Below are 23,624 nucleotides of genomic sequence, written 5' to 3'. Positions count from 1 at the left end.
CTCGCATGATGACGACCCTCGCGCTGCAGGCACCCGGACCCGACGCCGCCTTCGAGCAGGGCACGATCGAACGGCGCGACGTCGGCGAGCACGACGTCCTCATCGACATCGCCTTCGCCGGCATCTGCCACTCGGACATCCACACCGTCCGGGGCGAGTGGGGGGAGATCCGGTACCCCCTCACCCCGGGGCACGAGATCGCCGGCACGGTCTCGGCCGTCGGCTCGGCCGTCACGCGGCACGGCGTCGGTGACCGCGTCGGCGTCGGCTGCATGGTCGAGAGCTGCGGCGAGTGCGAGCAGTGCAAGAACGGCGCCGAACAGTTCTGCCGCAGGGGTGCGACGTTCACGTACAACAGCCCCGACCCCAAGCGCGGCGAGGGTGCGATCACCCAGGGCGGGTACGCCCAGCAGATCGTCGTCGACGAGCGCTTCGTCTGCCGGATCCCCGAGGGGATCGGGCTCGACGTCGCCGCCCCGCTCATGTGTGCGGGCGTGACCACCTTCGCCCCGCTGCAGCGCTGGGGTGTCGGCCCCGGTTCGACCGTCGCCGTCGTGGGGATGGGCGGCCTGGGCCACATGGGGGTGAAGATCGCCGCCGCGATGGGCGCGCAGGTCACCGTCCTCTCCCGCAGCCTCGACAAGGCCGACGACAGCCGGGAGCTCGGTGCGAGCGACCACGTCTCGACCAAGGACGAGGCGTCGATGAAGGCACTGCGGGGCAGCTTCGACGTCATCCTCAACACGGTGAGCGCCGACCTCGACCTGGGCGGGCTCCTCGGTCTGCTCAAGCCCTTCGGCGTCCTCGTCAACGTCGGTCTGCCGAACGACGACTACGCCTTCCCGCCCAGCGCGGTCATCGGGCAGAGCAAGGTCGTCGCCGGGTCGATGATCGGCGGCATCCAGGAGACGCAGGAGATGCTCGACTTCTGCGCCGAGCACGGCATCGGCGCGACGATCGAGGTCATCACCGCCGACGAGGTGACCGAGGCGTACGACAAGGTCGTCGCGGGCGACGTCCGCTACCGGTACGTCATCGACACCTCGACGATCGGGTCCTGATCCGTGCCGAGCCCCGCCCGGCTCCTCGCCCTCGGCCGCCAGGCCGTCGGTCTCCTCGCGAGCGGTGATCCCGTCGACCGCACCCGCGTGCTCGCGCCTCCGGCGGCGCTCGTGCGCGGGGCGCGGACGACCGGCGCGGACCGACTCGTCGCCGGGTACGCCCGCGGCGCGGAGATCACCGGCAGCGAGGCGCTCGTCGCGACCGCGCTGCGCACCCGCTCGGCGATCGCCCGGGACGCGGTCGAGCTCCTCGCCCGACGCACCGGGGCCGTCCACTGGCGGGCAGCGCTCGGTGAGGTCCTCGCCGTCTCCGACGACCGCGCGGACGAGGGGTTCGCGATCCTCGCGGAGGTCGTCGACCGCGACGGTGCCCGACGGCTCACCGCCCGCCAGCAGCTGCTCCACGCCCACGGCCTCGTCCTCGCCGGGGCGGCCGACCGGTTCGCCCGGGACCTGCCCGCGCTGACCCGCCTCGAGGAGGACTCGGTCCGCGCGCTGCGGGCCGACGTCGCCCACCCGCAGGCCGGGGGCGACCCGGACGCGTGGTGGCACCTGCTCACGGCCGGGTGGGCCGCGACCGGCCGGATCGTCCCCGCGCTGCGCGAGCCGACCGGCCCCGAGGACACCGCCTTCGACCGGCTCACCGCCCCCGCCGACGTCGTGGCCGCCCGGCGGGACGCCCTGGCTGCGGAGCTCACCGCCGCCGGCCGGGACGTGCCGCGGGTGAGCATCGTCGTCTGCACGCACGAGCCGGGCCCCTTCCTCGCGACCGCGATGGCCTCGCTGCGCGACCAGACCTGGCCCGACCTCGAGGTCGTCCTCGTCGACGACGGGTCCTCGCCGGAGGGCGCCTCGGCGGTCGAGGAGGCCGCGGCGATCGTCCCCGGCTGCCGGGTGCTCCACCTGCCGCGGAACGTCGGCGCCTTCGCGGCCCGCAACGCCGGCTTCGCGGCCACGACCGGAGACCTCCTGGGCAACCTCGACTCCGACGACTGGAACCACCCCGAGCGGGTCGAGCGCCAGGTCCTGCCGATGCTCGACGACCCCGCGGTCGTCGCGACCGAGTCGGGCGCGCTGCGAGCCCTTCCCGACCTGCGGACGACGTGGCTGGGCTACCCCGCCACCCGCGTCAACGCCTCGAGCACCCTCGTCCGGCGGGAGGTCCACGAGGCGATCGGCTGGTTCGACTCGGCCCGCCGCGGCGGGGACGCCGAGCTCCAGGAACGCATCGACCGCCGGTACCCCGGCGGGCGGCACGTCGTCGACGAGGTCCTCAGCATCACCCGGCTGCGGGAGGGTTCGCTGTCGCGGGCCGACTTCCGGGTGGGCTGGGCCCGCGCGCCGTGGATCGTCCACCAGTCGGCGTACCGCGCCTGGCACGGACGGCTCCCCGCGGGCCCGCCCACCGCGGTGGCGGGCGGCGCGGGGGAGGTCGCCGCTCGGGAGGCCGACGGCGGGGCTGGCGTGTGGCCGCGGCTCGACGGCTCGGGGCAGCGCCGCTTCGCCCTGCCCCGGACGTGGGTGACCGACGCGCCGTTCGACCTCGACGTCGTTCTCGTCGACGACCCGGCCGACACGATGGACGCCCCCGGCGCCCTCGCCGGGATCCTCCGGGGGCTCGCGGACGCCGGCCTGCGGGTCGGGCTCCTGCCGCGCGAGAACGAGGCCCGCCTGCGCCGGCACCGCGTGATGATCCGGTCGGACGTGCAGGCGCTCGTCGACGATGGGCGACTGGTCGTCGTCGAGCCGGAGGCCGACGGCCATGCCCGACTCGTGCACGTCCGCACCCCCGCCTGCGTCGCCACGGGCCGCGTGGCACCCTCGCTCACCGCGGACGCCGTCGTCGTCCGCGACCCGGGGTCGGCACGGGTCGGGCGGGTGCCGGTCGCCTGGACCCGCGAGTCCGTCGAGACCGAGCTCGGCCGCTGGGCCGTCGCCACGCCGCTCGCGTGGTGCGGACCCGGCGACACCCCGGCCGAGACCGTCCGGGTCGTGCAGGCGCACCTGTCATCCTTGGAGTCCCCGCCGTTGAGGAGCTGAACCGATGTCGCTGCGCTCGTCCGTCCCCGACCCGCTCGTCGGCCCCGCCCGCCGGGTGCGGGACGCCGTCCGGGACGCGACGGCGGGGCAGCGCAGCGGCTGGGCGGCCTCGCGCCGGCGCCGCCGCGTCGAGGCGAAGGCCGACGCTCCGACACCCCCGTCCGGCGAGACCCGGGTCTCCGCTGCCGTGTGCGCCACCCCCCGGCTGGCCGTCGGGCTGCGCGGCCGGTGGGACGTCACGGAGGTGCTCGTCCTCCAAGGGGTCGACGCGGTCGAGCGCGCCGATCTCTTCCTCGTCGAGCTGCGCGGCGCGGCCCCGGCCACCGCGACCCTGACGACCGTCGTCCACCTCATCGCCCGCGCCCGGGCCGCCGGGGTGCCCGTCGCGCTGTGGTCCACCGAGGCCGCGCTCCACGAGTGGGACCCCGAGGCCCTCGAGGCGCTCCTGGCGGACACCGAGCGCCGCGAGGGCATCCGGCTCTACGTCGACGACGAGGCCCGCGCGACGCAGTGGGCCGAGGTCTCGGGGCTGCCGACCGCCTTCCTTCCGCCGGCCGCCGCCCCGGAGATCCACGCGCCCCGGCACGTCGGGCGCCTGGCGCACCGCGAGGAGGGCATCGCCCTCGTGGCGGGCGAGCGACCCGACGTCGCGACGTACGCCCCGGCGCCGGCCGATCGGCTCGATGCCCGCGTCGTCCGCTCCATCGACGACCTGCCCGGCGACCGCCCGGTGCTCGGCCACTACCGCGCCGTCGCCGCGACCGGTGGGCACCCCGGCCTCGCGTGGTCCGTCGTCGAGGCCGCCATGGCCGGGACCTCGATCGTCGTCGACTCCGCGACCGCACCCCTGCTCCCGGCTCGCCTGCGGCCGCACGTGACGCTCGCCGACGACGAGGAGGCGTTGCGGCTCGACGTCATCGCCCGGCTGTGGCAGGACGAGGTCGTCGAGCGAGAGGCCCTCGTCGCCGCGCGCGCGGCCCGCACCGGTCACACCCTCGGCCACCGCGCGCACGTCATCGAGCAGGACGCCGCGATCACCGGTTCCCACGTCTGCCGGGACGTCTCTCTCGTCGTCTCGACGAACCGCGCGCACGAGCTGGACAACGTCACCGAGAACGTCCTGCGCCAGGCCGAGCACGCGAACGGGACGGTCCAGCTCGTCCTCGTCCTCCACGGGCTCGACCTCGACCCGGCCGCCGTCCGCAAGGACCTGCGGGCCAAGGGCGTGACGAACGTCGAGGTCATCGCGGCCGACAAGGAGCTGACCCTCGGCGCGTGCCTCAACCTCGGCGTCGATGCGAGCGACGGGAAGTACGTCGCCAAGGTCGATGACGACAACTTCTACGGCCGGCACTACCTCACCGACCTGCTCGACTGCTTCACCCACTCCGGGGCGGGGATCGTGGGGAAGTGGGCGCACTACACGTGGCTGCGCAGCTCCGGCGCCGTCGTCCTGCGGTTCCCGTACGCCGAGCACCGCTTCGAGAAGCTCGTCCAGGGCGGGACGATCATCCTCGACCGGGACGTCGTCACGGACCTGCGCTTCGGCGACCTGCCGCGCGCCGTCGACACCGACATCCTCACCCGCGCCACGGAGGCCGGGGTGCGGACGTGGTCGGGCGACCGGTTCAACTTCGTGTCCGTCCGCGGCGTCGACCGGCACGCCCACACGTGGCCCATCGCCGACACGGCGCTGATGAACCGGGCCGGGCACGTCGCCTTCTTCGGCGACCCGCGCGAGCACGTCGAGGTCTGACCGACCGTCCCCCCGGCGTCGCCCGAGGCCGCGTCCGACCCTCAGAGGTTGCGGATGATCTCCGCGTAGCGGGGACCGTTGTCCGCCCAGCGCCGGTGAGCGACGACCCAGGCCCGCGCCGCCGCGCCGAGCCGGTCCCGCTCGGCCGGGTCGCCGGCGAGCCGGCCGAGCACGTCCGCGAGGGAGCTCGCGTCGCCGGCGGTGAACACCGCGCCCCGGGCGTCGTCCCCGGACCCGACGATCTCCGACAGGGCGGGCAGGTCCGAGACGACGACGGCGCGGCCGACGGCCATCGCCTCGAACGGCTTGAGCGGGCTGACGAGGCGCGCGGCGCGCTCGTCGATCCGGGGGACGACGAAGACGTCGAGCAGCGCGTAGTGGTCGAGCACCTGCTCGTGCGGCACGCGTCCGGTGATGACGACCTCCCCCCGCTCGAGCGCGCCCGTGGCCCGCGCGTGCTCCTCGACCTCGGCCCGGCGCAGCCCGTCACCGACGATCACCGCGCTCGCCGCGACGCCGCGCCGGTTCAGCTCGACCGCGGCGTCGACGAGCAGCTCCTGCGCCTCGCGTCGGTGGTCGAGGTTGCTCACGTAGCCGAAGGTGAACCGGTCGGTCAGCCCGAGCCGCGCCCGCAGGTCCGCGACGGCCCGCGCGCGCTCGGATCCCGGCTCCACCGGCGAGAAGGCCTCGGTGTCGACCCCGTTCGGCATGACGTGGACCCGAGAGGCCGGCACGCCCCGGCCGACGATGTCGGCGCGCATCGTCTCGCTCAGCGTGACGACGGCATCGGCGGCCTCCATGCACCGGGTGTCGGTGTCCCGGCGTCGCCGGAAGACCTCCGCGGCCTCGACGCGGCCGAGGTCCTTGCCCCACAGGGACTCGAAGAAGCCGCGGACCTCGTAGACGACCGGCACGCCGAGCGCGCGGCCGACGGCGAGCGCGACGAGCGCGCCCTCGTAGCCGCGCGAGCCGGAGTGGGCGACGATCGCCGCCGGGCGCACCGCGGCGACGACCGGCGCCAGCGCCGTCGCCCACGCGTCGAGGTGGGCGTCCCACGGCTCGTTCTCCGGGACGTCCTCGCGCGAGAGGTGGATCGTGCGGATGCCGTCGACGAGCTCCTCCGCGGGGGCTCCGACCGACGGGCCGTAGTCGACCTCGGTGACGACGACGGGGTCGAGCCCGGCGTCGCGCTGGGCCAGGAGGTTGTACCGCGAGCGGAAGGTGTACCCGCTCGGGCTGCGGGGCAGGGACTGCTTGACGACGTGCAGGACCCGGCCCGGCACGGGGTCCGTCACGGGCGTCAGACCCTCCAGGACCGATGGCTCGATCGTCGGTGCCCAGTCGGGCGAGGTCTCGAGCCAGCGCCCCTCGAGCACGCGCGCGTTCGTCGCCATCCGGGCCCGCAGCGGGGCGTGGAGGGGGGAGCGCAGGCCGTGGAGGCGCAGGAGCGTCGCCTCCCGCTGGAGGGAGAGCTCACCCGCGGCCCCGGCGGTCGCCCGCACCTGGTCGAGGAAGGGGGCGTCGGTGCCGAGGTCGCCGATCGTCGCCCGGGCGAGGGCGATCGCTGCGTCGTGCTGCCCGGCGTCGGTCAGCCGGGCGAGCTCGGTGGTGACCTCGGCCGCGCCCCGCCCGTCGTTCGTGCTCGGGCGCGGCGTCAGCCGGGCTGCGAGGCCGAGCCCCGCCCGGACGAGCCGCCGCGCGAGGGGGCGTGCGTCACGCACCGCTGCCGTCCGCCGCAGACCCACCCTCGCCGCTGCGGCGCCGACGACGCCGGCGCGGCTTCCGGTCGCCGGACTCGCCGGATGCGTCCGAGCGGTCCGTGCTGCGTCCGCCGTCTCCGTTCGCGCGCCCACGGCCGCCGTCGCTGCGCCCGCTGTCGCCACGCCCACCGTTCCCACGGCCGCCCGAGCGGGTGCGGCCACCCTGCGGCCGGCGCCCGCTGGAGGCCCCGGTCTCGCCGAGGTCCTCGAGCTCCTCGGCGTCGAGCCCGGCGCGCGTGCGCTTGCTGCGCGGCAGCCGGCCCTTGGCGTCCCGGGGGATGTCGAGGTCGGTGTAGAGGTGCTCGCTCGAGGAGTAGGTCTCGACGGGCTCGGGCATCCCCAGGTCGAGGATCCGGTTGATGACCGCCCACTTCGTCATGTCGTCCCAGTCGACGAACGTGACGGCGACGCCGGTGTTGCCGGCGCGGCCGGTCCGGCCGATGCGGTGGACGTACGTCTTCTCGTCGTCGGGGCACTGGTAGTTGACGACGTGCGTGACGTTGTCGACGTCGATGCCGCGCGCGGCGACGTCGGTGGCGACGAGGATGTCGACCTTGCCGTTGCGGAAGGCCCGCAGCGCCTGCTCGCGGGCGCCCTGGCCCAGGTCGCCGTGGATCGAGGCGGCCGCGAAGCCGCGGTCGGTCAGCTCGTCGGCCACCTTGGCGGCGGTGCGCTTGGTGCGGCTGAAGATGATGGTCAGGCCCCGGCCCTCGGCCTGGAGGATGCGCGAGAGCATCTCGACCTTGTCCATGGCGTGGGCGCGGTAGACGTGCTGGGTGATGGCCTTGACGGTCGCGCTGTCCTTGTCGCCGTCATCGCTCATCGCCCGGATGTGCGTCGGCTGGGTCATGTACCGGCGGGCGAGCGCCACGATCGCGCCCGGCATCGTCGCGCTGAAGAGCATCGTGTGCCGCGCCGGCGAGGTCATCGCCATGATCTTCTCGACGTCCGGGAGGAACCCGAGGTCGAGCATCTCGTCGGCCTCGTCGAGGACGACGGTCTTCGTCGCGGACAGGTCGAGGTGCTTCTGCTTGGCCAGGTCGATGAGGCGGCCCGGGGTCCCGACGACGACGTGGACGCCCTGGGCGAGCGCCTCGATCTGCGGCTCGTAGGCGCGGCCGCCGTAGACGGTGAGCACCTTGATCCCGCGCTTCTTCCCGGCCCGCTCGAGGTCGCCGGCGACCTGCACGGCGAGCTCGCGGGTCGGCGCGACGGCCAGGGCCTGCGGGCGGCGGTCGTCGGTGTCGAGGTCGATGCGGTTGAGCATCGGGATCCCGAAGCCCAGCGTCTTGCCCGTGCCGGTCTTGGCCTGGCCGATGATGTCGTGCCCGCCGAGCGCGACCGGGAGGGTCATCGCCTGGATCGGGAAGGGGTGGACGATCCCGGCCTCGGCGAGCGCGGCGACGATGTCGGGGTGGACGTCGAAGTCCGCGAAGGTCTGCTCGGGGGTGACGGCCTCGGAGGCGGTCGCCGAGACGGTCTCGATGGACTCGGCGGCGAGCTGCTCCTCGACGGGGGTGGTGGTGTCCGTGGTCTGGTCGGTCATGCGTCTCTCTCGGGTCGGCGGTCGCGATCGCGTCGCGTGCTCGGGCCGATCGGAGGTCATTCGTCGACGGCGGGGGCTGCTGCCCCTGGCCATCGGGTCGGTCGGGTGCGCTGCGCGCCGCCGGACCGAGGTGAGGTCGTGCCGACCGGGCACCGTGGGTCCCGACCACACTACATCGCTCGCGCTAGCCTGCCGTCATGGCGAACGCGGAGCAGCGGACCGACGGTGACGTCCCGGCGGGCGTCGTCGACCTCCTTGGCGTTCTGGCCTGCGGCGAGCTGTCGGCGTTCGGCCGGCTCGCGGAGGACGCGCGGCTGGCGCCGACCCTCCACCTGACGGGCGAGCTGTCCCGGATGGCGGCCCGAGAGCTGGAGCACCACGACCTGCTCGTCGAGCGCCTGCGGGAGCTCGGCCAGGACCCCGAGGTCGTGATGAACCGCTTCGTCCCCGGTTTCGAGGCCTTCCACCAGCGCACCCGCCCGGCGACGTGGCTCGAGGGGCTCGTCAAGGCGTACGTCGGGGACGGGATCGCGCTCGACTTCTACGGCGAGGCCGCTCGCTTCGTCGACGATCGCACCCGCGAGGTGATCGAGCGGGCCCGAGCGGACGACGGCAAGACCGATCTCATCGTCGACACGGTGCGCGGCGCGGTCGCCGTCGACCCGCGGGTCGGCGGGCGGCTCGCGCTGTGGGCGCGACGGCTGGTCGGCGAGGCGCTGAGCCAGGGCCAGCGGGTGGCCGCCGAGCACGACAGCCTCGTCGAGCTGCTCGTCGGCGGCGGGCGCGACGGCGTCGACCTCGGTGGGCTGGGCGCGATGTTCACCCGGCTGACCGACGCGCACACCGAACGCCTCAGCCGCCTGGGCCTGTCGTCCTGACCCCGGCTGGGAACGGGAAGGGCCCCCGACCTGGTGGTCGGGGGCCCTTCCGGCGTGCGTGGTCCGGCTGATCAGACCTGCTTGCGGCCGACCGCGAGGCCGTAGCCGATGATGAGCAGCACGGCGACGACGACGCCGACGATGAACTCGAGGATCCAGTTGCTCGAGTTGAGCAGCGCGTGCGTCAGCCACGAGCCGATGAGGCCACCGAGGATGCCGAGGATGACCGTGACGACGGGGGAGATGGTCTGGCGGCCCGGGAGCACGAGGCGCGCGACGAAGCCGATGATGGCGCCGACGATGATCGCGCCGATGATGCCCATGAAGCTCATGATGTTCTCCTTGTGCGCCGGGTGACCGGCGCGGCGGGGGTCGGCTGGTCCGACCCGTTGTCAGGAGATTTTCATGGGTCGGTGGTAACCACCACATCCAACACGCAAGGTTTGTTCAATCGTTGTCGAATGTTCGGGCCCGCCCGGGCGCGTCAGATGCCGAAGCCGACGCGGCCCTTCGTCGGCTCGCCGACCTCGACGTAGCCCAGCGCGGCGGCCGGCACCATGACCGCGCGACCGTGGGTGTCGACGACCCGCAGGACCCGGGAGGTCCCCTCCAGCGCGGCCTCGACCGCGCGCTCGACGGTCTCGGCATCGGCGTTCGTCTCGACGACGAGCTCACGGGCGACGTTCTGGACGCCGATCTTGATCTCCACGGGTTCCTCCTGCGCTGCGGTCGGTTCGATCGATCTGCCCGCGACGCTACCCGAGGTGCGTCAGGAGCCCGCGCCGCCGGCCTCGCGGTAGGCCGCGGCCGTCGCCCGCGTCGGGAACGCCCCGATGCCGCGCCACGCGAGGTGACCCGCGGCCTGGGCGGCGGCATCACGGGGGATCTCCGAGCCGTGCTCGAGCCACGCACGGGCGGTCATCTGGGAGAGACCCGCGAGGGAGTGACCGAGGAGGCGGGCGAACTGCTCGGGCAGATCGGTGTCGCGGACGATCCGGTCGCCGATCATCCGGGCCACGCCGAGCTCGGTCGCGTCGAGGCGCTCGCGCACGGCCGGCTCGTTCGTCAGGTCCGACTCGAAGAGGAGCCGGTACGCGCCGCCCGGGCCGTCGACGAAGGCGAAGAAGGCCGCGATCGTCGCGTACACCCGCTCCTTGTGGTCCTCGGTCGAGGCGAGCGCGTCGCGGACGAGCCCGGTGAGGGCCTCGGTCTGCGCGTCGACGATCGCGAGGTAGAGCTCGAGCTTGCCGTCGAAGTGCTGGTAGAGCACGGGCTTGGAGATCCCGGCGCGCTCGGCGACGTCCTCCATCGCGGCGGCGTGGTACCCGTGCGCGACGAAGACCTCGAGGGCGGCGTCGAGCAGCTGGGCGCGGCGCTCCTCGCGCGGGAGTCGGACCTTGCGCGTGCCGTTCGAGGTCGACAACGGGGGGCTCCTGGTTCGTGGGGGTCCCTCATCCTAAAGCTACCGGCGGGTCGCTCGGTGGTAGGGCGTTGTCGGTGCCGGGTGGTGTGATCGAGGACGTGGACGGCACAGGGGCGGTCGGGGCGGTGCCCGACGAGGACCAGCGGGCGGCGATCGCGCACGACGGGCGCTTCCTGCGGGTGCTCGGGGCGCCCGGCAGCGGCCGGACGACGGTGGCGGTCGAGCTGCTCCTGGCGCGGATCGCCACGGGGCGGGTCGCGGCGGACCGGGCGGTCCTCCTCGCGCCCACCCGTCGTGGGGCCGGCACCCTGCGCGACGAGCTCACCGCCCGGCTCCGTGGCGCCACGCGCCAGCCGCTGGCCCGCACCGTCCAGAGCCTGGCGTTCGGGCTGCTGCGCGAGGGGGCGGCGGTCGACGGGGCGCCGGCGCCGCGGCTGCTCTCCGGCCCGGAGCAGGAGGCGGTCGTCGCGGAGCTGCTCGCCGGGCACGCCGCGGAGGGGACCGGGCCGCGGTGGCCGTCGTCGCTCGGTGACGCGACGAGGACGAGGGCGTTCCGGCGGGAGCTGCGGGACCTGCTCATGCGCGCGGTGGAGCACGACGTGGAGCCGGCCGCCCTCGCCGAGCTCGGGCGCGTGCACGGCCGGCCGGAGTGGGTCGCCGGGGCCGCGATGCTCGCGGAGTACGACGAGGTGACGGCGCTGTCGGCCCCCGGCGCGCTCGACCCCGCGTGGGTCGTAGGGCGCCTCCTCGACGCGATCGAGGAGGACCCGGCAGCCGCGGACCGGGCGGCGGCCGCCGTCGGCCTGGTCGTCGTCGACGACGCGCAGGAGCTCACCCCGCCGGGATGGCGCCTGGTGCGGACGCTGGGCCGGCTCGGGGCGGAGGTGGTGCTCGTCGGGGACCCCGATGCGGCGGTCCAGGGGTTCCGGGGTGCCGAGCCGGAGGGCCTGCTCGAGCCGTGGCCGGGAGAACGCCCGCAGGACACGGTGGTCCTGCGGGGTCGGTACCGGGTCGTCGAGGGGGTCGCTCCCGCGGTGGCGCGCCTCGTCGAACGGATCGGTGTCATCGGGAGGGCGGACCACCGCGCGGGGCCGGACGGGGTCGCGGGGCGGGGATCGCTCGCCGTCGAGGTGTTCCGCTCGCCGGCGCAGGAGGCGGCCGCCGTGGCGACGCGTCTGCGCTCGGAGCACCTGGAACGGGGCGTGCCGTGGCAGTCGATGGTCGTCGTCTGCCGGGGTCGGTCGCGCACCGAGGGGATCCGGCGCGCGCTCGCCGGTCAAGGGGTGCCCGTCGTCACGGCTGCCGCCGATCTCCCGCTGCGGGACGAGCCTGCGGTCCGCCCGCTCATGGCGCTCTTCGACGTCGTCGTCGCCCGGGCGCGTGACCCTCGCGCTGCGGTCGCGCCGGAGGTCGCCCTCGATGCGCTCACCTCGCCGCTCGGCGGGGCCGACCCGGTGACCCTGCGGCGCCTCCGACGCGGGTTGCGGGCCGACGAGCTGGCGGCCGGGGGTGCCCGGACCTCCGACGAGCTGCTCGTCGCCGGGCTGCTCGGCGAGGTGCCGTGCGGACACCTCGGGCCCGAGGCCGCGCCGCTGGCGAGGCTCGCCGCGGTCGTCGAGGCCGGGGCGGCGGTCGCGGTGCGGGTCGGGGACGGTCCGATGGCCCGATGGGCGCCGAGCGCCACCGCCGAGGCGATCCTGTGGGCGATGTGGGATGCGTCGGGGCTCGCCGAGCCGTGGCGCCGGACCGCGCTCGCCGGCGGGGTCGCGGGCGCCCGGGCGGACCGGGACCTCGATGCGCTCGTCGCCCTCTTCGACACGGCCGCGCGCTTCGAGGACCGGTTGCCCCTGGCCGGGCCCGAGCGCTTCGCCGAGTACCTCGAGGTGCAGGAGGTCGCGGCGGACTCGGTCGCGCGGACCGCCCAGGGCGCGGCCGGGGTCGAGGTCCTCACGCCCCAGGGCGTCACGGGCCGGGAGTGGGACGTCGTCGTCGTCGCGGGCCTGCAGGACGGCGCGTGGCCGGACCTGCGGCTGCGGGGCTCGCTGCTGCGCTCGGAGCAGCTGGTCTCCGTCGTCCGCGGCCGGCCCGACGACCCCCGCTCGGCCCGGGCCCGGATCCTCCACGACGAGACCCGCCTCCTGCACGTCGCTCTCACCCGCAGCCGCGGTGACGTCCTCGTGACGGCCGCGCGCTCCGAGGAGGAGCAGCCCTCGCCGTACCTGTCCGTCCTCGACCCCCTGCCCGAGGGCGAGGACCGCCGGGTCGCCGAGCCGCCCGTGCCGCTGACCCTCGCCGGGCTCGTCACCCGGCTGCGACGCACGGCGGCGGGCGTCGACCCCGGCGACGAGCTGTCCGCCGAGGCGGCGGGTGCCGACCTGGCGGTGCTCGCGGCCTCCGGCGTCGCGGGTGCCCGTCCCGACCAGTGGTGGGCGCTGCGGACGGTGAGCGACCGACGGCCGCTGCGCGGACCCGAGGACGTCGTGCGGGTCTCGCCGTCGGCGGTCGAGACGTTCGGCACGTGCCGGCTGCGGTGGCTGCTCACCTCGCACGGCGGTGACGGCCCGCCCGTCGGGACGATGACGGTCGGCACGATGGTCCACGACCTCGCGCACGAGCTCGGTGACGTCGACGGCGAGGCGTACGTGGCGGCCCTCGACGAGCGGTGGCCGCAGCTCGGCCTCGGCCGCAGCTGGGCCGACGTGCGCACCCGCAGCCAGGTCGAGGACATGCTCCGGCGCGTCGCGCGCTACCACGCCGACGCCCAGGGTGCGGGCTGGGAACGGCACGCCACCGAGGTCGCCGCCGACGTCACGATCGGCCGGGCCCGGGTCGTCGCCCGGCTCGACCGGGTCGAGGCGACGGCCGACGGCAGCGTGCGCATCGTCGACTGGAAGACCGGCGCCACCGCCGTGACGAAGGACGACGCGCGCGTCCACCCGCAGCTCGGCACCTACCAGGCCGTCGTCGAGGCCGGAGGGATCGCCGGTCCCTCGGGGTCGGCCACCCCGCCCGTCGCCGGTGCGAGCCTCGTCTACGTCGGCAAGCCGGCGAACTCGAACGGCGCGGCGATCCGGACCCAGGGTCCGCTGGCGGAGGCGGACGACCCACGGTGGGCGGTCGATCTCATCGCCCGCACCGCCGAGGGGATGGCGGGCGAGGTCTTCCCAGCCACCGCGAACGACCGCTGCGCGACCTGCCCGGTCCGCACGAGCTGCCCCCTCCAGCCCGAAGGACGGAGCCTCACGTGACCACCCAGCCTGCCCCCCGGATCGGCGCCGTCGAGCTGTCCCGGCGCCTGGGCCAGACCTACGCCCCCACCGCCGAGCAGGTCGCCGTCATCGAGGCGCATCTCCGCTCGACCCTCGTGGTCGCCGGGGCGGGGTCGGGGAAGACGGAGACGATGACCGCACGGATCGTGTGGCTCGTCGCGAACGACCTCGTCCGGCCCGAGGAGGTCCTCGGGCTGACGTTCACCCGCAAGGCCGCGGGGGAGCTCGCCGACCGGGTCACCGCCCGGCTCGACGTCCTCCGTTCGCGCGGGGTGTGGCGGCCTGCTGACCCCGCCGACGACCTCCTCGGCGGCACGCCGACGATCTCGACGTACCACTCGTACGCCGGATCCCTCGTCCGCGAGCACGCGATGCGGCTGGGCCACGAGCCCGACTCCCGCCTGCTCGCGCCCGCCGCGGCGTGGCAGTACGCGCACGAGGTCGTCCGGCGCTGGGAGGACCCCCTGACGACGACGAAGGTCGAGGCGAGCGTCACCGCCGCTGTCGTCTCGCTCGCGGGGGAGCTCGCCGAGCACCTGCGCACCCCCGAGGAGATCGCTGCGTGGATCGACGACCTCCTGGCCCACCTCCACGCGCTACCGCCCGGGCCACGGCGCCGCGGGCCGGGGACCGCGACCAAGCGGCTCCTGTCCGCCCTCGCCGAGCGACGCTCGTTCCTCCCGCTCGTGAGCGCCTACCTCGACCTCAAGGCGTCCCGGGACGCGACGGACTTCGCCGACCAGGTCGCGCTCGCCGCGCGGCTGGCCGCAGGTTTCCCCGAGGTCCGCGAGGGGGAGCGGTCCCGGTTCCGGGTCGTCCTGCTCGACGAGTTCCAGGACACCTCGGAGGCGCAGATGACCCTCCTTCGGGACCTCTTCGCCACGGGGCCGGACCCCGTGCCGGTGATGGCGGTCGGCGACCCCCACCAGTCGATCTACGCGTGGCGCGGCGCGAGCGCGACGACGCTCGCTCGGTTCCCCGCGCTCTTCGCCGACGTCGACGGGCCCGCCGAGCACCGCCAGCTGTCGACGAGCTGGCGCAACGACGACGCGATCCTCGCCGCGGCCAACCTCGTCGCGGACCCGTTGCGCTCGGGCGTCGGGGCGGCGGCGGGCGCTCCCGCGGTGCCCGTCGCGGCGCTCGTCGCTCGTGACGGGAGCGGACCGGGAGCGGTCGACGTCCTGCGGGTCGAGACCGAGCGGGACGAGGCCGCGGAGGTCGCCGCGTGGATCGCGGAGCACCGTGCCAGCGGGCCGGAGGTGCCCTCGGCGGCCGTCCTGTGCCGGCGCCGGGCCCAGTTCGCGCCGGTGATCGAGGCGCTCGAGGCCAAGGGGCTGCCGTACGAGGTCGTCGGGCTCGGCGGGCTGCTCGGGACGAGCGAGGTCGTCGACATCGTCGCGCTGCTCACCGTCGTCCAGGACCCCTCCCGCGGCGACCGGTTCATGCGGCTGCTGACCGGACCGGTGTGCCGGCTCGGTGCGGCCGACCTCGACGCGCTGTGGACGTGGGCGCGGCAGTCCCAGCCCCCGCCCGACCGGTCCCGCGGACGGGACCTCGCGCCCGAGTCCTCCGACGCGGTCGTGCTCGCCGACGCGCTCCGCCCCCTGCCGCCGCCCGGGTGGGAGGGCCCGGCCGGGGAGCGGCTCTCGGACGTCGCCCGCGACCGGCTCGCCGACCTCGCCGCGCGGATCGACCGCGTCCGGACCCGGGTCGGCGCCTCGCTGGCGGACCTCGTCGTCGAGGCCGAGCAGGTCCTCGGCCTGGACATCGAGGTCGCGGTCCGCGAGGGGTGGTCGCACGTCGCCGCCCGGGCCCACCTCGACGCCTTCGCCGATGTCGCGACGACCTTCACGGCGACGGCGGACCGGCCGACCCTCGGCGGATTCCTCGACTGGCTCGAGGCGGCCGACGAGGAGGAGCGCGGCCTGGACCTGCCGACCATCGACCCGGCCCCGGGGGCGGTCCACATCCTCACCGTCCACGCCGCGAAGGGCCTCGAGTGGGACGTCGTCGCCGTTCCCGGGCTCGTCGAGGGCGCCTTTCCCTCGTGCAGCGTCCGGGCCAGCCACGACGGCACCGACTGGGGCGTCAAGGAACCGAACGACTGGGGGTGGACGGCCGCGTCGGGAGGCGTGCCGTACCCGCTGCGGGGCGACGTCGCGGGCCTGCCGTTCGTCGACCTCCGCTCGGCGCCTGACCTGGCGACCGTCGAGAAGCGCCTCGAGGAGTTCGGCCGGGCCTCGGGCGCCCATGCGATCGCCGAGGAGCGGCGTCTCGCCTACGTCGCCCTCACCCGAGCGCGGCGCAGCCTGCTGCTGTCGGCGCCGGTCTGGGGCTCTACGGCGAGCTCCCCGAAGGTCACCTCCCGCTTCCTCACGGAGGTGCGCGACGCCGACGGTGGGCGCCTGGCGCGCACCCTCGCCTGGGCGGAGATGCCGGACGCGGACGCGCACAACCCGAGCGTCGGGGCGCAGGAGACTGCCCCGTGGCCGCTCGACCCCGAGCCGGCGGCGGCCCGATCGGCGCACCGGGCGGCGGAGCGGGTCGCCCGCGCGAACGCCGCGATCGCCCGTGGTGAAGAGCCGACCATCGGGCTGCGCACCCGGACCCTGCTGGCCGAACGGGCCCGGCTCGCGGGTGACCCCGGGTGGACCCCCGAGCGAGCGGAGCCCCCGGCCCACGTCTCGACGTCCTCGCTCGTGGCCTGGGCGCGCGACCCCGATTCCTTCGCGCGCGACCTGCGTCGACCGGTGCCGCGCCGCCCGTCACCGCAGGCGCGGCGGGGCACCGAGTTCCACGCCCTCGTCGAGCAGCACTACGCCCGGGCCGCGATCGTCGACGTCGACGAGCTGCCCGGCAGCCTCGACGAGGACCTCGACACCGGGACCGACCTCGCCGCCCTCCGCGAGCGCTTCCTCGCGAGCGGGTGGGCCGACTGCACGCCGCTGGACGTCGAGCTCGCCCTCGAGACGGTCGTCGCCGGGGTCGCCGTCCGCGGCCGGGTCGACGCGGTCTTCCCCGACCCCGACCACCCGGGTGATGCCTCGCGGGTCGTCGTCGTCGACTGGAAGACGGGGCGCCCGCCGACCGGCGACGAGGCCAGGCTGCGCGCGCTGCAGCTGGGCGTGTACCGGCTCGCGTGGTCACGGCTGACCGGGACTGCGCTGGACCACGTCCGCGCCGCCTTCTACTACGCCGACTCCGGGGAGACGGTGTGGCCCGACCTGCTCGACGAGGCCGAGCTCACCGACCTCGTCGCGGGACTCTCCGGGCGGGTCAGCTGAAGCGGGCGTCGTCGAGCGGGCGCAGGACGACGGGTCGCACCACCGGCGCCGGCTCCCGCGGCTCGTCGGTCGCCGCCGGTTCCGGCGGCGCAGCGGTCGCCGGTGGCTCCTCGGGCTGGTCCGCGGTCGGGGGAGCGTCGGCCGCGGCAGCGTCCTCGGGGTCGCCGTCGGGCTGGTGGTGGTCGTCGACACCCGCGGGAGCGGTCGGCGTGGGGGTCGTCGTCGCCAGGCGGGGCAGGTCCGGGACGTGCGTGGCCAGCTCTTCGAGCCGCCCGACCTGCGCGGAGATCCACTCCTCGTCCTCCGAGGCGACGGCCTCGAGCAGGCACGTCATCTCGACGAGCTCGCCGAGCAGCCGCGCGCGCGTGACCAGGTGCCGGTCCGGGCGATCGACCCGGGCGTGGGCGTAGGCCTCGATCACCGTGTCGACCACCTGGTCCTCGCAGCGGTGGACGACCTCGGCGAGGTCCTCGGCCGGGTCGGCCACGCGCGCCCGGGTCCACCCCGTGATCGCGGTGATCCGGCCGGTCGACGAGTCGGCCTCGTCCTCGAAGACGACGACGACGTCGTCCTCGTCGAGCGAGCCGTGGACGGGGACGGGCGCGAAGTGCCACAGGCTCACGTCCTCGAGCGCCGCCTCCCACCGCGCGAGCAGGGCGGCCGGGACGTGCCCGGTCGCGGCGGCCCGGTCGAGGGCGGCGACGTGGCGGCGACGGCACTGGTCCGCCGAGTACGCGGGCAGCTGCGCCTCCTCGGCGAGCGCGGGATCGCTGTTGTGCAGGGCGGCCAGGGCCCGGCCGATGCCCGCCGCGAGCGGCGAACCCGCCGGCAGCGCCCCGAAGTCGAGGTGGTGGCCGGGTACGTACGCGTGGACCGCCGCCCGCCCGCCCTCCGGCAGCGACGTCCAGCCGCGGACGACCGGCACCGAGAACGCCGTGAGGCGTCGCGACAGGAGCCGGAGGTACTCGGCGGACTGGGCCAGCTCCGCGGCCGCGGACGGGGTCCGTGGTGACCGGACGACCCAGCGGCGGTCCTGCGCGTCGGCGACGAACGCGACGTCGTAGCGGGCGTCGTCGGTGCGTACGGCCTCGACGGCGACGGGGTCGAGACCGGGGACCGCGGTGCTGGCCAGGGCTGCGAGGGCGAGCGGCGTTCGGGTCACCGCTCCACCGTACGGCCCGCGAGCCCACCTACCGTGGAGGTCATGGCCGACGAGCGCGAAGACACCGGGAGCGACCCGTTCTCCGAGATGCCGTTCACCCACGTGCTCGACCGCCGCGCCCTCGACCGGCCGTCCCTGACCCCGGACGACCCGGCCGGCCTGCCTGCCGGTGCCCGGACCGTCGACGTCCTCGTCGACCCCGACGCGCGGGCCGTCCTCGGCCTCGGGTGGGACGGACGGCGCCTGGCCGGCGACCCGGCGCACCCCGCCTCGGGCCGTGCGCCGACGTGCTACCTCGGGCGGGACACCGCCGGCGCCGACTGGTTCGCCCGCCCCGTCGAGGGGGCCGACCCCGCCGACCACCCCGGTCTGCGGTCCCTCGTCGACCTCGTCGACCCGATCGAGGCCGGAGCCGCCGCGACGGCGCAGGCCCTCCTCGGCTGGCACCTCACCCACCCCCGCTGCCCCCGGTGCGGGGGCCCGACGCGCTCGCGGGACGCCGGCTGGCTCCGGGTCTGCGAGGCGGACGGCTCGCAGCACCACCCGCGCACCGACCCGGCCGTGATCATGGCCGTCATCGACGAGGCCGACCGCATCCTCCTCGCCCGCAACACCGGCTGGCCGCAGGGGCGGCTGTCGGTCCTCGCCGGCTTCGTCGAGCCCGGCGAACGCCTCGTCGACGCCGTCGCCCGGGAGGTCTTCGAGGAGGTCGGCCTCGAGGTCGGCGACATCGTCCACCACGCCGACCAGCCCTGGCCCTTCCCCGGCTCCCTCATGATCGGGTTCACCGCCCGGGCCCGGTCCGCGGAGCTCACCCTCGACCCGCGGGAGATCGCCGAGGCCCGCTGGGTCTCCCGGGCCGAGGTGCCGGGCCTGCTCGCCTCCGGCGCGTGGCGCTACCGCGGCCGGTCGTCGATCTCGGGCCGACTCATCGAGCACTGGTACGGCGGCCCGCTGCCCACCTGAGCGGTGTCGGCCCCCGGTGAGAGGATCGCCGGCGATGACGACACCGACCCGGTACGACGCGGACTCCGTCCTCGAGGGCCTCGACCCCGAGCAGCGGGAGGTCGCGGCCAACCCGTCGGGCGCGATGTGCGTCCTCGCCGGTGCGGGCACGGGCAAGACCCGCGCGATCACCCACCGGATCGCGCACGGCGTCCTGTCCGGCACCCAGCAGCCGCAGCAGATCCTCGCCGTGACCTTCACGGCACGCGCCGCCGGCGAGATGCGCACCCGGCTGCGGGACCTCGGGGTCGGCGGCGTCCAGGCACGGACCTTCCACGCGGCGGCGCTGCGGCAGCTGCACTACTTCTGGCCGCAGGCGATCGGCGGGTCCGCGCCCGAGGTGATGGCGCACAAGGCGGCGGCCGTCGCCGAGGCGTCGGGTCGGCTGCGCATCCGGCTCGACCGGACCCAGCTGCGCGACGCCGCCGCGGAGATCGAGTGGAGCAAGGTCTCCCTCCTCACGCCCGAGACGTACGCGGCCGCGGCGCGGGCGGCCGGTCGCGAGGCCCCCGGCATGGACCACACGGCGATGGCCCGCCTCATCGCCGCCTACGAGGAGGTCAAGTCGGACCGCGGGGTCATCGACTTCGAGGACGTCCTCCTCCTCACCGTCGGCATCCTCGACGAGCGGGACGACGTCGCCGCGACCGTCCGCCAGCAGTACCGCCACTTCGTCGTCGACGAGTACCAGGACGTCAACGCGCTCCAGCAGCGGCTGCTCGACCTGTGGCTCGGCGGCCGCCAGGACGTGTGCGTGGTCGGCGACCCGGCCCAGACGATCTACTCCTTCACCGGCGCCACCCCGCGCCACCTCCTCGACTTCACCCGCACCCACCCCGGCGCGCGGAAGGTCGAGCTCGTGCGGAACTACCGCTCGACGCCGCAGGTGATCGAGGTCGCGAACCGGCTCATGGCCTCGCCCGGGGGTGGGCGGCGTTCGAACGGCGTCGTGCTGCGCGCCCAGCGACCGGCCGGCGCGCGGGTCACGGTCGAGGCGCACGCGGACGACGAGGCGGAGGCTGCGGAGGTCGCCGGGCGGATCCGGGCCCTGGTCGATTCGGGCGTGCCCGCCTCGAGCATCGCCGTCCTCTTCCGGACGAACGGGCAGAGCGAGGCCTGCGAGTCCGCGCTCACCCAGGCGGGGGTGCCCTACCTCGTGCGCGGCGGCGAGCGCTTCTTCTCCCGCCAGGAGGTGAAGCAGGCGGTCGTCCTCCTCCGCGGCGCGGCCCGCTCGGACGACGGCTCGGTGCCGATGCCGACCCTCGCGCGGGACGTCATCACGGCGGCGGGGTGGAGCGCCGATCCGCCGAACGGCGGGGCCGCGCGCGAGCGCTGGGAGTCCCTCAACGCGCTCGCGGGCCTGGCCGACACCGTCGCCGCCGCCGTCCCCGACGCCCGCCTGCCCGACCTCGTCCGCGAGCTCGACGAGCGTGCCGCGAGCCAGCACGCACCGACGGTCGAGGGCGTGACGCTCGCCTCGCTGCACGCGGCCAAGGGCCTCGAGTGGGACCGCGTCTTCCTCGTCGGCTGCTCCGACGGGCTCGTGCCGATCACGATGGCGCAGGGGCCCGAGGAGATCGAGGAGGAGCGCCGACTGCTGTACGTCGGGGTCACCCGAGCCCGCGACGAGCTCGTCATCACGTGGTCGCGGTCGCGCAACCCCGGCGGTCGCGCGACCCGGCGAGCCAGCCGTTTCCTCGACCAGGCCGCCGACCTGCTGGGGGAGGACGCGCGCTCGAGCCCGAAGCGCGCGGCCGTCGATCGACCCGCGGGCCGGTCCGCCGCGCGGGAGCGGCGCCCCACCCGCCCCAGGACGTGCCGCTCGTGCGGCGCCGAGCTCGACACCGCGGCGCAGAAGGCCCGCGGCCGGTGCGACGAGTGCCCCGCGACCTACGACGAGGAGCTGTTCGAGCGACTGCGGGCCTGGCGCCTGGCGGCGGCGAAGGCGCAGTCGGTCCCGGCGTTCGTCGTCTTCACCGACGCGACCCTCACCGCCATCGCCGAGACGGTGCCCAGCGACACCCGCGGCCTGTCCGCGATCGCGGGGGTCGGCACCCGCAAGCTCGACCAGTACGGGGCCCAGGTCCTGGCCGTCCTCGGCGGGGCGGATCCCGACGAGGTCGTCGCGGCCGCCGCCCCGGACGAGGGCTGAGACGGCCCGGCGATCCTCAGTCCGTGGGCGCGAGTCCGGGGATCCAGCGCTCCATCGGCTCGCGGACCTCGATCTCGGACTCGAGCTGGCACAGGACGCCGACCGCCCCGAGCCACACGCGCTGGATCATGAGGTACTGCGGCGGCAGGTTGAGCTTCAGCCCCGTCCGGAAGGCCTCGCCCTTCGGGTCCTGGACCACCGCGGCGACGTCGCGCATCCAGTCACGGCTGAAGGTGAAGCGGTCGTGCCGGAGGGGTTCGAGGAAGGTCGTCACGTACCGCAGCAGCTCGTCGGGATCGACGGTGACGTTGCGCCGGACGAAGCCCTCCGCGGTGAGCCCGGCGTGGACGGTCTCGGCGTCCCCGTCGAGCGCGGCGCGCACGAGCTCGCCGATGATCGGGGGCACCCCGCCCGGCAGGGGGTGGACAGCACCGAAGTCGATGATCGCCAGCTGCCCCTCGGGGGTGATGCGGAAGTTGCCGGGGTGCGGGTCGGCGTGGAGCACGCCCGAGCGCTCCGGCCCGACGAGGAGGAAGTCGAAGTACTTCTGGGCCACGGCCGCCCGCACCGCGGGGGACCCCTCCCGGATGATCCGGCTCACCGGCACGCCGTCGACCCACTCGCTGACGAGGACGTGCTCGGCGTGGGCGAGGACCTCCGGCACGACGAACTCCGGGTCGTCGCGGAACGCGCGGGCGACGAGGCGCTGGTTGGCCGCCTCCTGGTCGTAGTCGAGCTCCTGCGTCATCGTCGCCGTGAGCTCGTCGGTGATCGGCTTGACGTCGAGCCCGGGCACCCAGCCGGCCGTGACCCGCGCGAGCCGGGCGATCTGGCGCAGATCGCTGCGCAGCGCCTCGCCCGCCCCGGGGTACTGGACCTTGACGGCCACGGACCGCCCGTCCCGCCAGGTCGCCTTGTGGACCTGCCCGATCGAGGCCGCGGCAGCCGGGGTGTCGTCGAACGAGGCGAACTTCGTCGTCCGCCACCGCGGGCCGAGCTCGGCGGCGAGGATCTCGTGGACGGTCTCGGCGGCCATGGGCGGCGCCGCGTCCTGCAGGCGCGTGAGGGCGTCGCGGAACGGCTCGGCGAGGTCCTCGGGGAAGGCGGCCTCGAGCACCGAGAGCTGCTGGCCGACCTTCATCGCCCCGCCCTTGAGGTTGCCCAGCACCGTGAACAGCTGCTCGGCGGTGCGGCGCCGTTGCTCGGCGGTGACCTCCTCGGCCGACCGGCCACCGAGCCGCTGCCCCCAGCCTCGCGCCGTGCGGCCGGCGACGCCGAGCGGGACCTGTGCGAGGCGGGCGGACCGGGCGATGCCGCGGCGGGGGAGGTCGGTCACGCCTCCATCATCACCCGGGACGCCGGGAGCAGGTCGAGGGCGGGGGCCGACCCCGCATCGGACGGGACGACGACGGGCCCTCCCGGGTGGGCCGTGCACCGCTCGTGACGGGGCCACCGCCGCACCGTCGTCGCCGGCCCGGGCAGCCGGACCGTCCACGAGCGTCCGGCCGCGGCGCGTGCCGCCCCGGGCTCGACGAGGCCAGCGACGAGCGCGGCGGCCAGGTGGGCGAGCACCGGCGCAGGGGTCGGCGCCGGGCCCGCCGACCCGTCGAGCTGGGCGCGCACCCACGGCCACCCCGGGTCGACATCGGCCCGGTGCAGCTCCAGGCACGCCCCGCAGGGCCCCTCGCCCCCGAGCAGGAGCGGCCCGACGTCGACCGCCGGGCCGCAGCCGACGACCGGGACGACCGGCACCCCGACGGCCTCCCACGGCCGGAGCCGCTCCGGACCGATCGGCCACGCCCCCACGACGACCGCGAGGCCGGGCCGGTCGACGTCCTCGTCCGTCGACCCGCCGCGCAACCGGTCGCGGATGACCTCGATCGCGGCCGGGGACCGTTCGACCCGCGCGACCCCGGCGCCGGCGAGGGCGTGCGCGAGCGCCCCTGCGATCCGGCCGTGCCCGACGAGCACGACGTGGGCCAGCGGCGACGGCGCCTCCCCCGGCGCCGGCCCGTCGAGCACGAGCCCGCGGTCGGCGAGGTCGTCGAGCAGCCGCGCGACGTGCGGTCGCCGGTCCGGCGCGAGCCGACGCAGTGCCCGCTCCCGTTCGGCCGTGCCGTCGAGGCTCGCCAGCCACGCAGCCTCCCGTGCCCGCAGCCCGGTGACCCGCACGCCCACCCCGTCGTCGAGGCCGAGCTGCACGGTCCCGTCCGGCCGGCGGAACGGGCGGGCGTGCGGGGCGAGGCGAGGGTTGCGGACGGGCGGGGCGCTCATGACGATCGACTCTG

16 protein-coding genes are annotated in these 23,624 nt (G+C 75.6%); 8 read left to right on the top strand and 8 right to left on the bottom strand.

The window, feature by feature from the left end; genetic code table 11:
• Nucleotides 1–5 precede the first annotated feature (5 nt).
• The 3 genes from DAA34_RS00520 to DAA34_RS00510 are packed head-to-tail and all read left to right on the top strand — an operon-like array spanning nucleotide 6 to nucleotide 4,857.
• On the top strand, nucleotides 6–1,061 hold the full coding sequence (locus tag DAA34_RS00520; RefSeq protein WP_106817154.1) for an NAD(P)-dependent alcohol dehydrogenase: 1,056 nt from the start codon (nucleotides 6–8) through the stop codon (nucleotides 1,059–1,061).
• A 3-nt stretch (nucleotides 1,062–1,064) separates the two neighbouring features.
• Nucleotides 1,065–3,101: a glycosyltransferase gene (locus DAA34_RS00515; protein ID WP_106817153.1), complete on the top strand. Its 2,037-nt coding sequence runs from the start codon at nucleotides 1,065–1,067 to the stop codon at nucleotides 3,099–3,101.
• Nucleotides 3,102–3,105: 4 nt separating this feature from the next.
• Nucleotides 3,106–4,857 (top strand): glycosyltransferase family A protein, encoded by a 1,752-nt coding sequence (locus DAA34_RS00510; RefSeq protein ID WP_106817152.1) that lies wholly within the window; start codon nucleotides 3,106–3,108, stop codon nucleotides 4,855–4,857.
• A gap of 41 nt (nucleotides 4,858–4,898) precedes the next feature.
• Here DAA34_RS00510 and DAA34_RS00505 read toward each other — a convergent pair whose 3' ends face one another.
• Together DAA34_RS00505 and DAA34_RS00500 are read right to left on the bottom strand one after the other, a co-directional pair.
• Nucleotides 4,899–6,578, bottom strand: a complete 1,680-nt coding sequence (locus DAA34_RS00505) for a glycosyltransferase family 4 protein (RefSeq protein WP_106817151.1) — start codon at nucleotides 6,576–6,578, stop codon at nucleotides 4,899–4,901.
• The gene (locus DAA34_RS00500) at nucleotides 6,571–8,163 is read right to left on the bottom strand and encodes a DEAD/DEAH box helicase (protein ID WP_106817150.1); all 1,593 of its coding nucleotides are present in this window, start codon (nucleotides 8,161–8,163) and stop codon (nucleotides 6,571–6,573) included. Before DAA34_RS00500 ends, DAA34_RS00505 begins: the two co-directional genes overlap by 8 nt.
• A gap of 197 nt (nucleotides 8,164–8,360) precedes the next feature.
• On the opposite strand from DAA34_RS00500, the gene DAA34_RS00495 reads away from it, so the two are divergent.
• The gene (locus DAA34_RS00495) at nucleotides 8,361–9,041 is read left to right on the top strand and encodes a ferritin-like fold-containing protein (protein WP_106817149.1); all 681 of its coding nucleotides are present in this window, start codon (nucleotides 8,361–8,363) and stop codon (nucleotides 9,039–9,041) included.
• 71 nt (nucleotides 9,042–9,112) lie between these two features.
• Here the strand turns inward: DAA34_RS00495 and DAA34_RS00490 are convergent, their stop codons facing one another.
• The 3 genes from DAA34_RS00490 to DAA34_RS00480 all read right to left on the bottom strand — a co-directional run bounded on the left by DAA34_RS00490 (nucleotide 9,113) and on the right by DAA34_RS00480 (nucleotide 10,464).
• On the bottom strand, nucleotides 9,113–9,373 hold the full coding sequence (locus DAA34_RS00490) for a GlsB/YeaQ/YmgE family stress response membrane protein (RefSeq protein ID WP_199847385.1): 261 nt from the start codon (nucleotides 9,371–9,373) through the stop codon (nucleotides 9,113–9,115).
• A gap of 152 nt (nucleotides 9,374–9,525) precedes the next feature.
• Nucleotides 9,526–9,750, bottom strand: a complete 225-nt coding sequence (locus DAA34_RS00485; RefSeq protein WP_106817148.1) for a DUF3107 domain-containing protein — start codon at nucleotides 9,748–9,750, stop codon at nucleotides 9,526–9,528.
• Nucleotides 9,751–9,810: 60 nt separating this feature from the next.
• Nucleotides 9,811–10,464 carry a TetR/AcrR family transcriptional regulator gene (locus DAA34_RS00480; RefSeq protein WP_106817147.1) on the bottom strand — a complete coding sequence of 218 codons (654 nt, stop codon included), beginning with the start codon at nucleotides 10,462–10,464 and terminating at the stop codon, nucleotides 9,811–9,813.
• A gap of 98 nt (nucleotides 10,465–10,562) precedes the next feature.
• Here DAA34_RS00480 and DAA34_RS00475 point away from each other — a divergent pair, with 98 nt between their 5' ends.
• Together DAA34_RS00475 and DAA34_RS00470 are read left to right on the top strand one after the other, a co-directional pair.
• Entirely contained in the window at nucleotides 10,563–13,712 is a 3,150-nt protein-coding gene (locus DAA34_RS00475; RefSeq protein WP_234354043.1) for an ATP-dependent helicase, read from the top strand.
• Entirely contained in the window at nucleotides 13,709–17,017 is a 3,309-nt protein-coding gene (locus DAA34_RS00470) for an ATP-dependent DNA helicase (RefSeq protein WP_106817145.1), read from the top strand. The genes DAA34_RS00475 and DAA34_RS00470 overlap by 4 nt, the downstream gene beginning before the upstream one ends.
• Here DAA34_RS00470 and DAA34_RS00465 read toward each other — a convergent pair.
• The gene (locus tag DAA34_RS00465; RefSeq protein WP_158707538.1) at nucleotides 17,010–18,179 is read right to left on the bottom strand and encodes a phosphotransferase; all 1,170 of its coding nucleotides are present in this window, start codon (nucleotides 18,177–18,179) and stop codon (nucleotides 17,010–17,012) included. The genes DAA34_RS00470 and DAA34_RS00465 overlap by 8 nt on opposite strands.
• A gap of 42 nt (nucleotides 18,180–18,221) precedes the next feature.
• Here DAA34_RS00465 and nudC point away from each other — a divergent pair, with 42 nt between their 5' ends.
• Entirely contained in the window at nucleotides 18,222–19,145 is a 924-nt protein-coding gene (gene nudC / locus DAA34_RS00460; RefSeq protein WP_199847384.1) for an NAD(+) diphosphatase, read from the top strand.
• A gap of 34 nt (nucleotides 19,146–19,179) precedes the next feature.
• The gene (locus DAA34_RS00455; protein WP_106817142.1) at nucleotides 19,180–21,336 is read left to right on the top strand and encodes an ATP-dependent DNA helicase UvrD2; all 2,157 of its coding nucleotides are present in this window, start codon (nucleotides 19,180–19,182) and stop codon (nucleotides 21,334–21,336) included.
• 16 nt (nucleotides 21,337–21,352) lie between these two features.
• On the opposite strand, the gene DAA34_RS00450 is transcribed toward DAA34_RS00455, so the two are convergent.
• Nucleotides 21,353–22,672 (bottom strand): ABC1 kinase family protein, encoded by a 1,320-nt coding sequence (locus DAA34_RS00450; RefSeq protein ID WP_106817141.1) that lies wholly within the window; start codon nucleotides 22,670–22,672, stop codon nucleotides 21,353–21,355.
• Nucleotides 22,669–23,610 carry a hypothetical protein gene (locus DAA34_RS00445; protein ID WP_106817140.1) on the bottom strand — a complete coding sequence of 314 codons (942 nt, stop codon included), beginning with the start codon at nucleotides 23,608–23,610 and terminating at the stop codon, nucleotides 22,669–22,671. The genes DAA34_RS00450 and DAA34_RS00445 overlap by 4 nt, the downstream gene beginning before the upstream one ends.
• Between the last annotated feature and the right edge of the window lie 14 nt (nucleotides 23,611–23,624).

Source organism: Janibacter massiliensis, assembly GCF_900289115.1.
GTDB classification, from domain to species: Bacteria; Actinomycetota; Actinomycetes; order Actinomycetales; family Dermatophilaceae; genus Janibacter_A; species Janibacter_A massiliensis.
The sequence above is the reverse complement of the archived record's forward strand: the minus strand, read 5'-3'. Positions and strand labels throughout refer to the sequence as shown.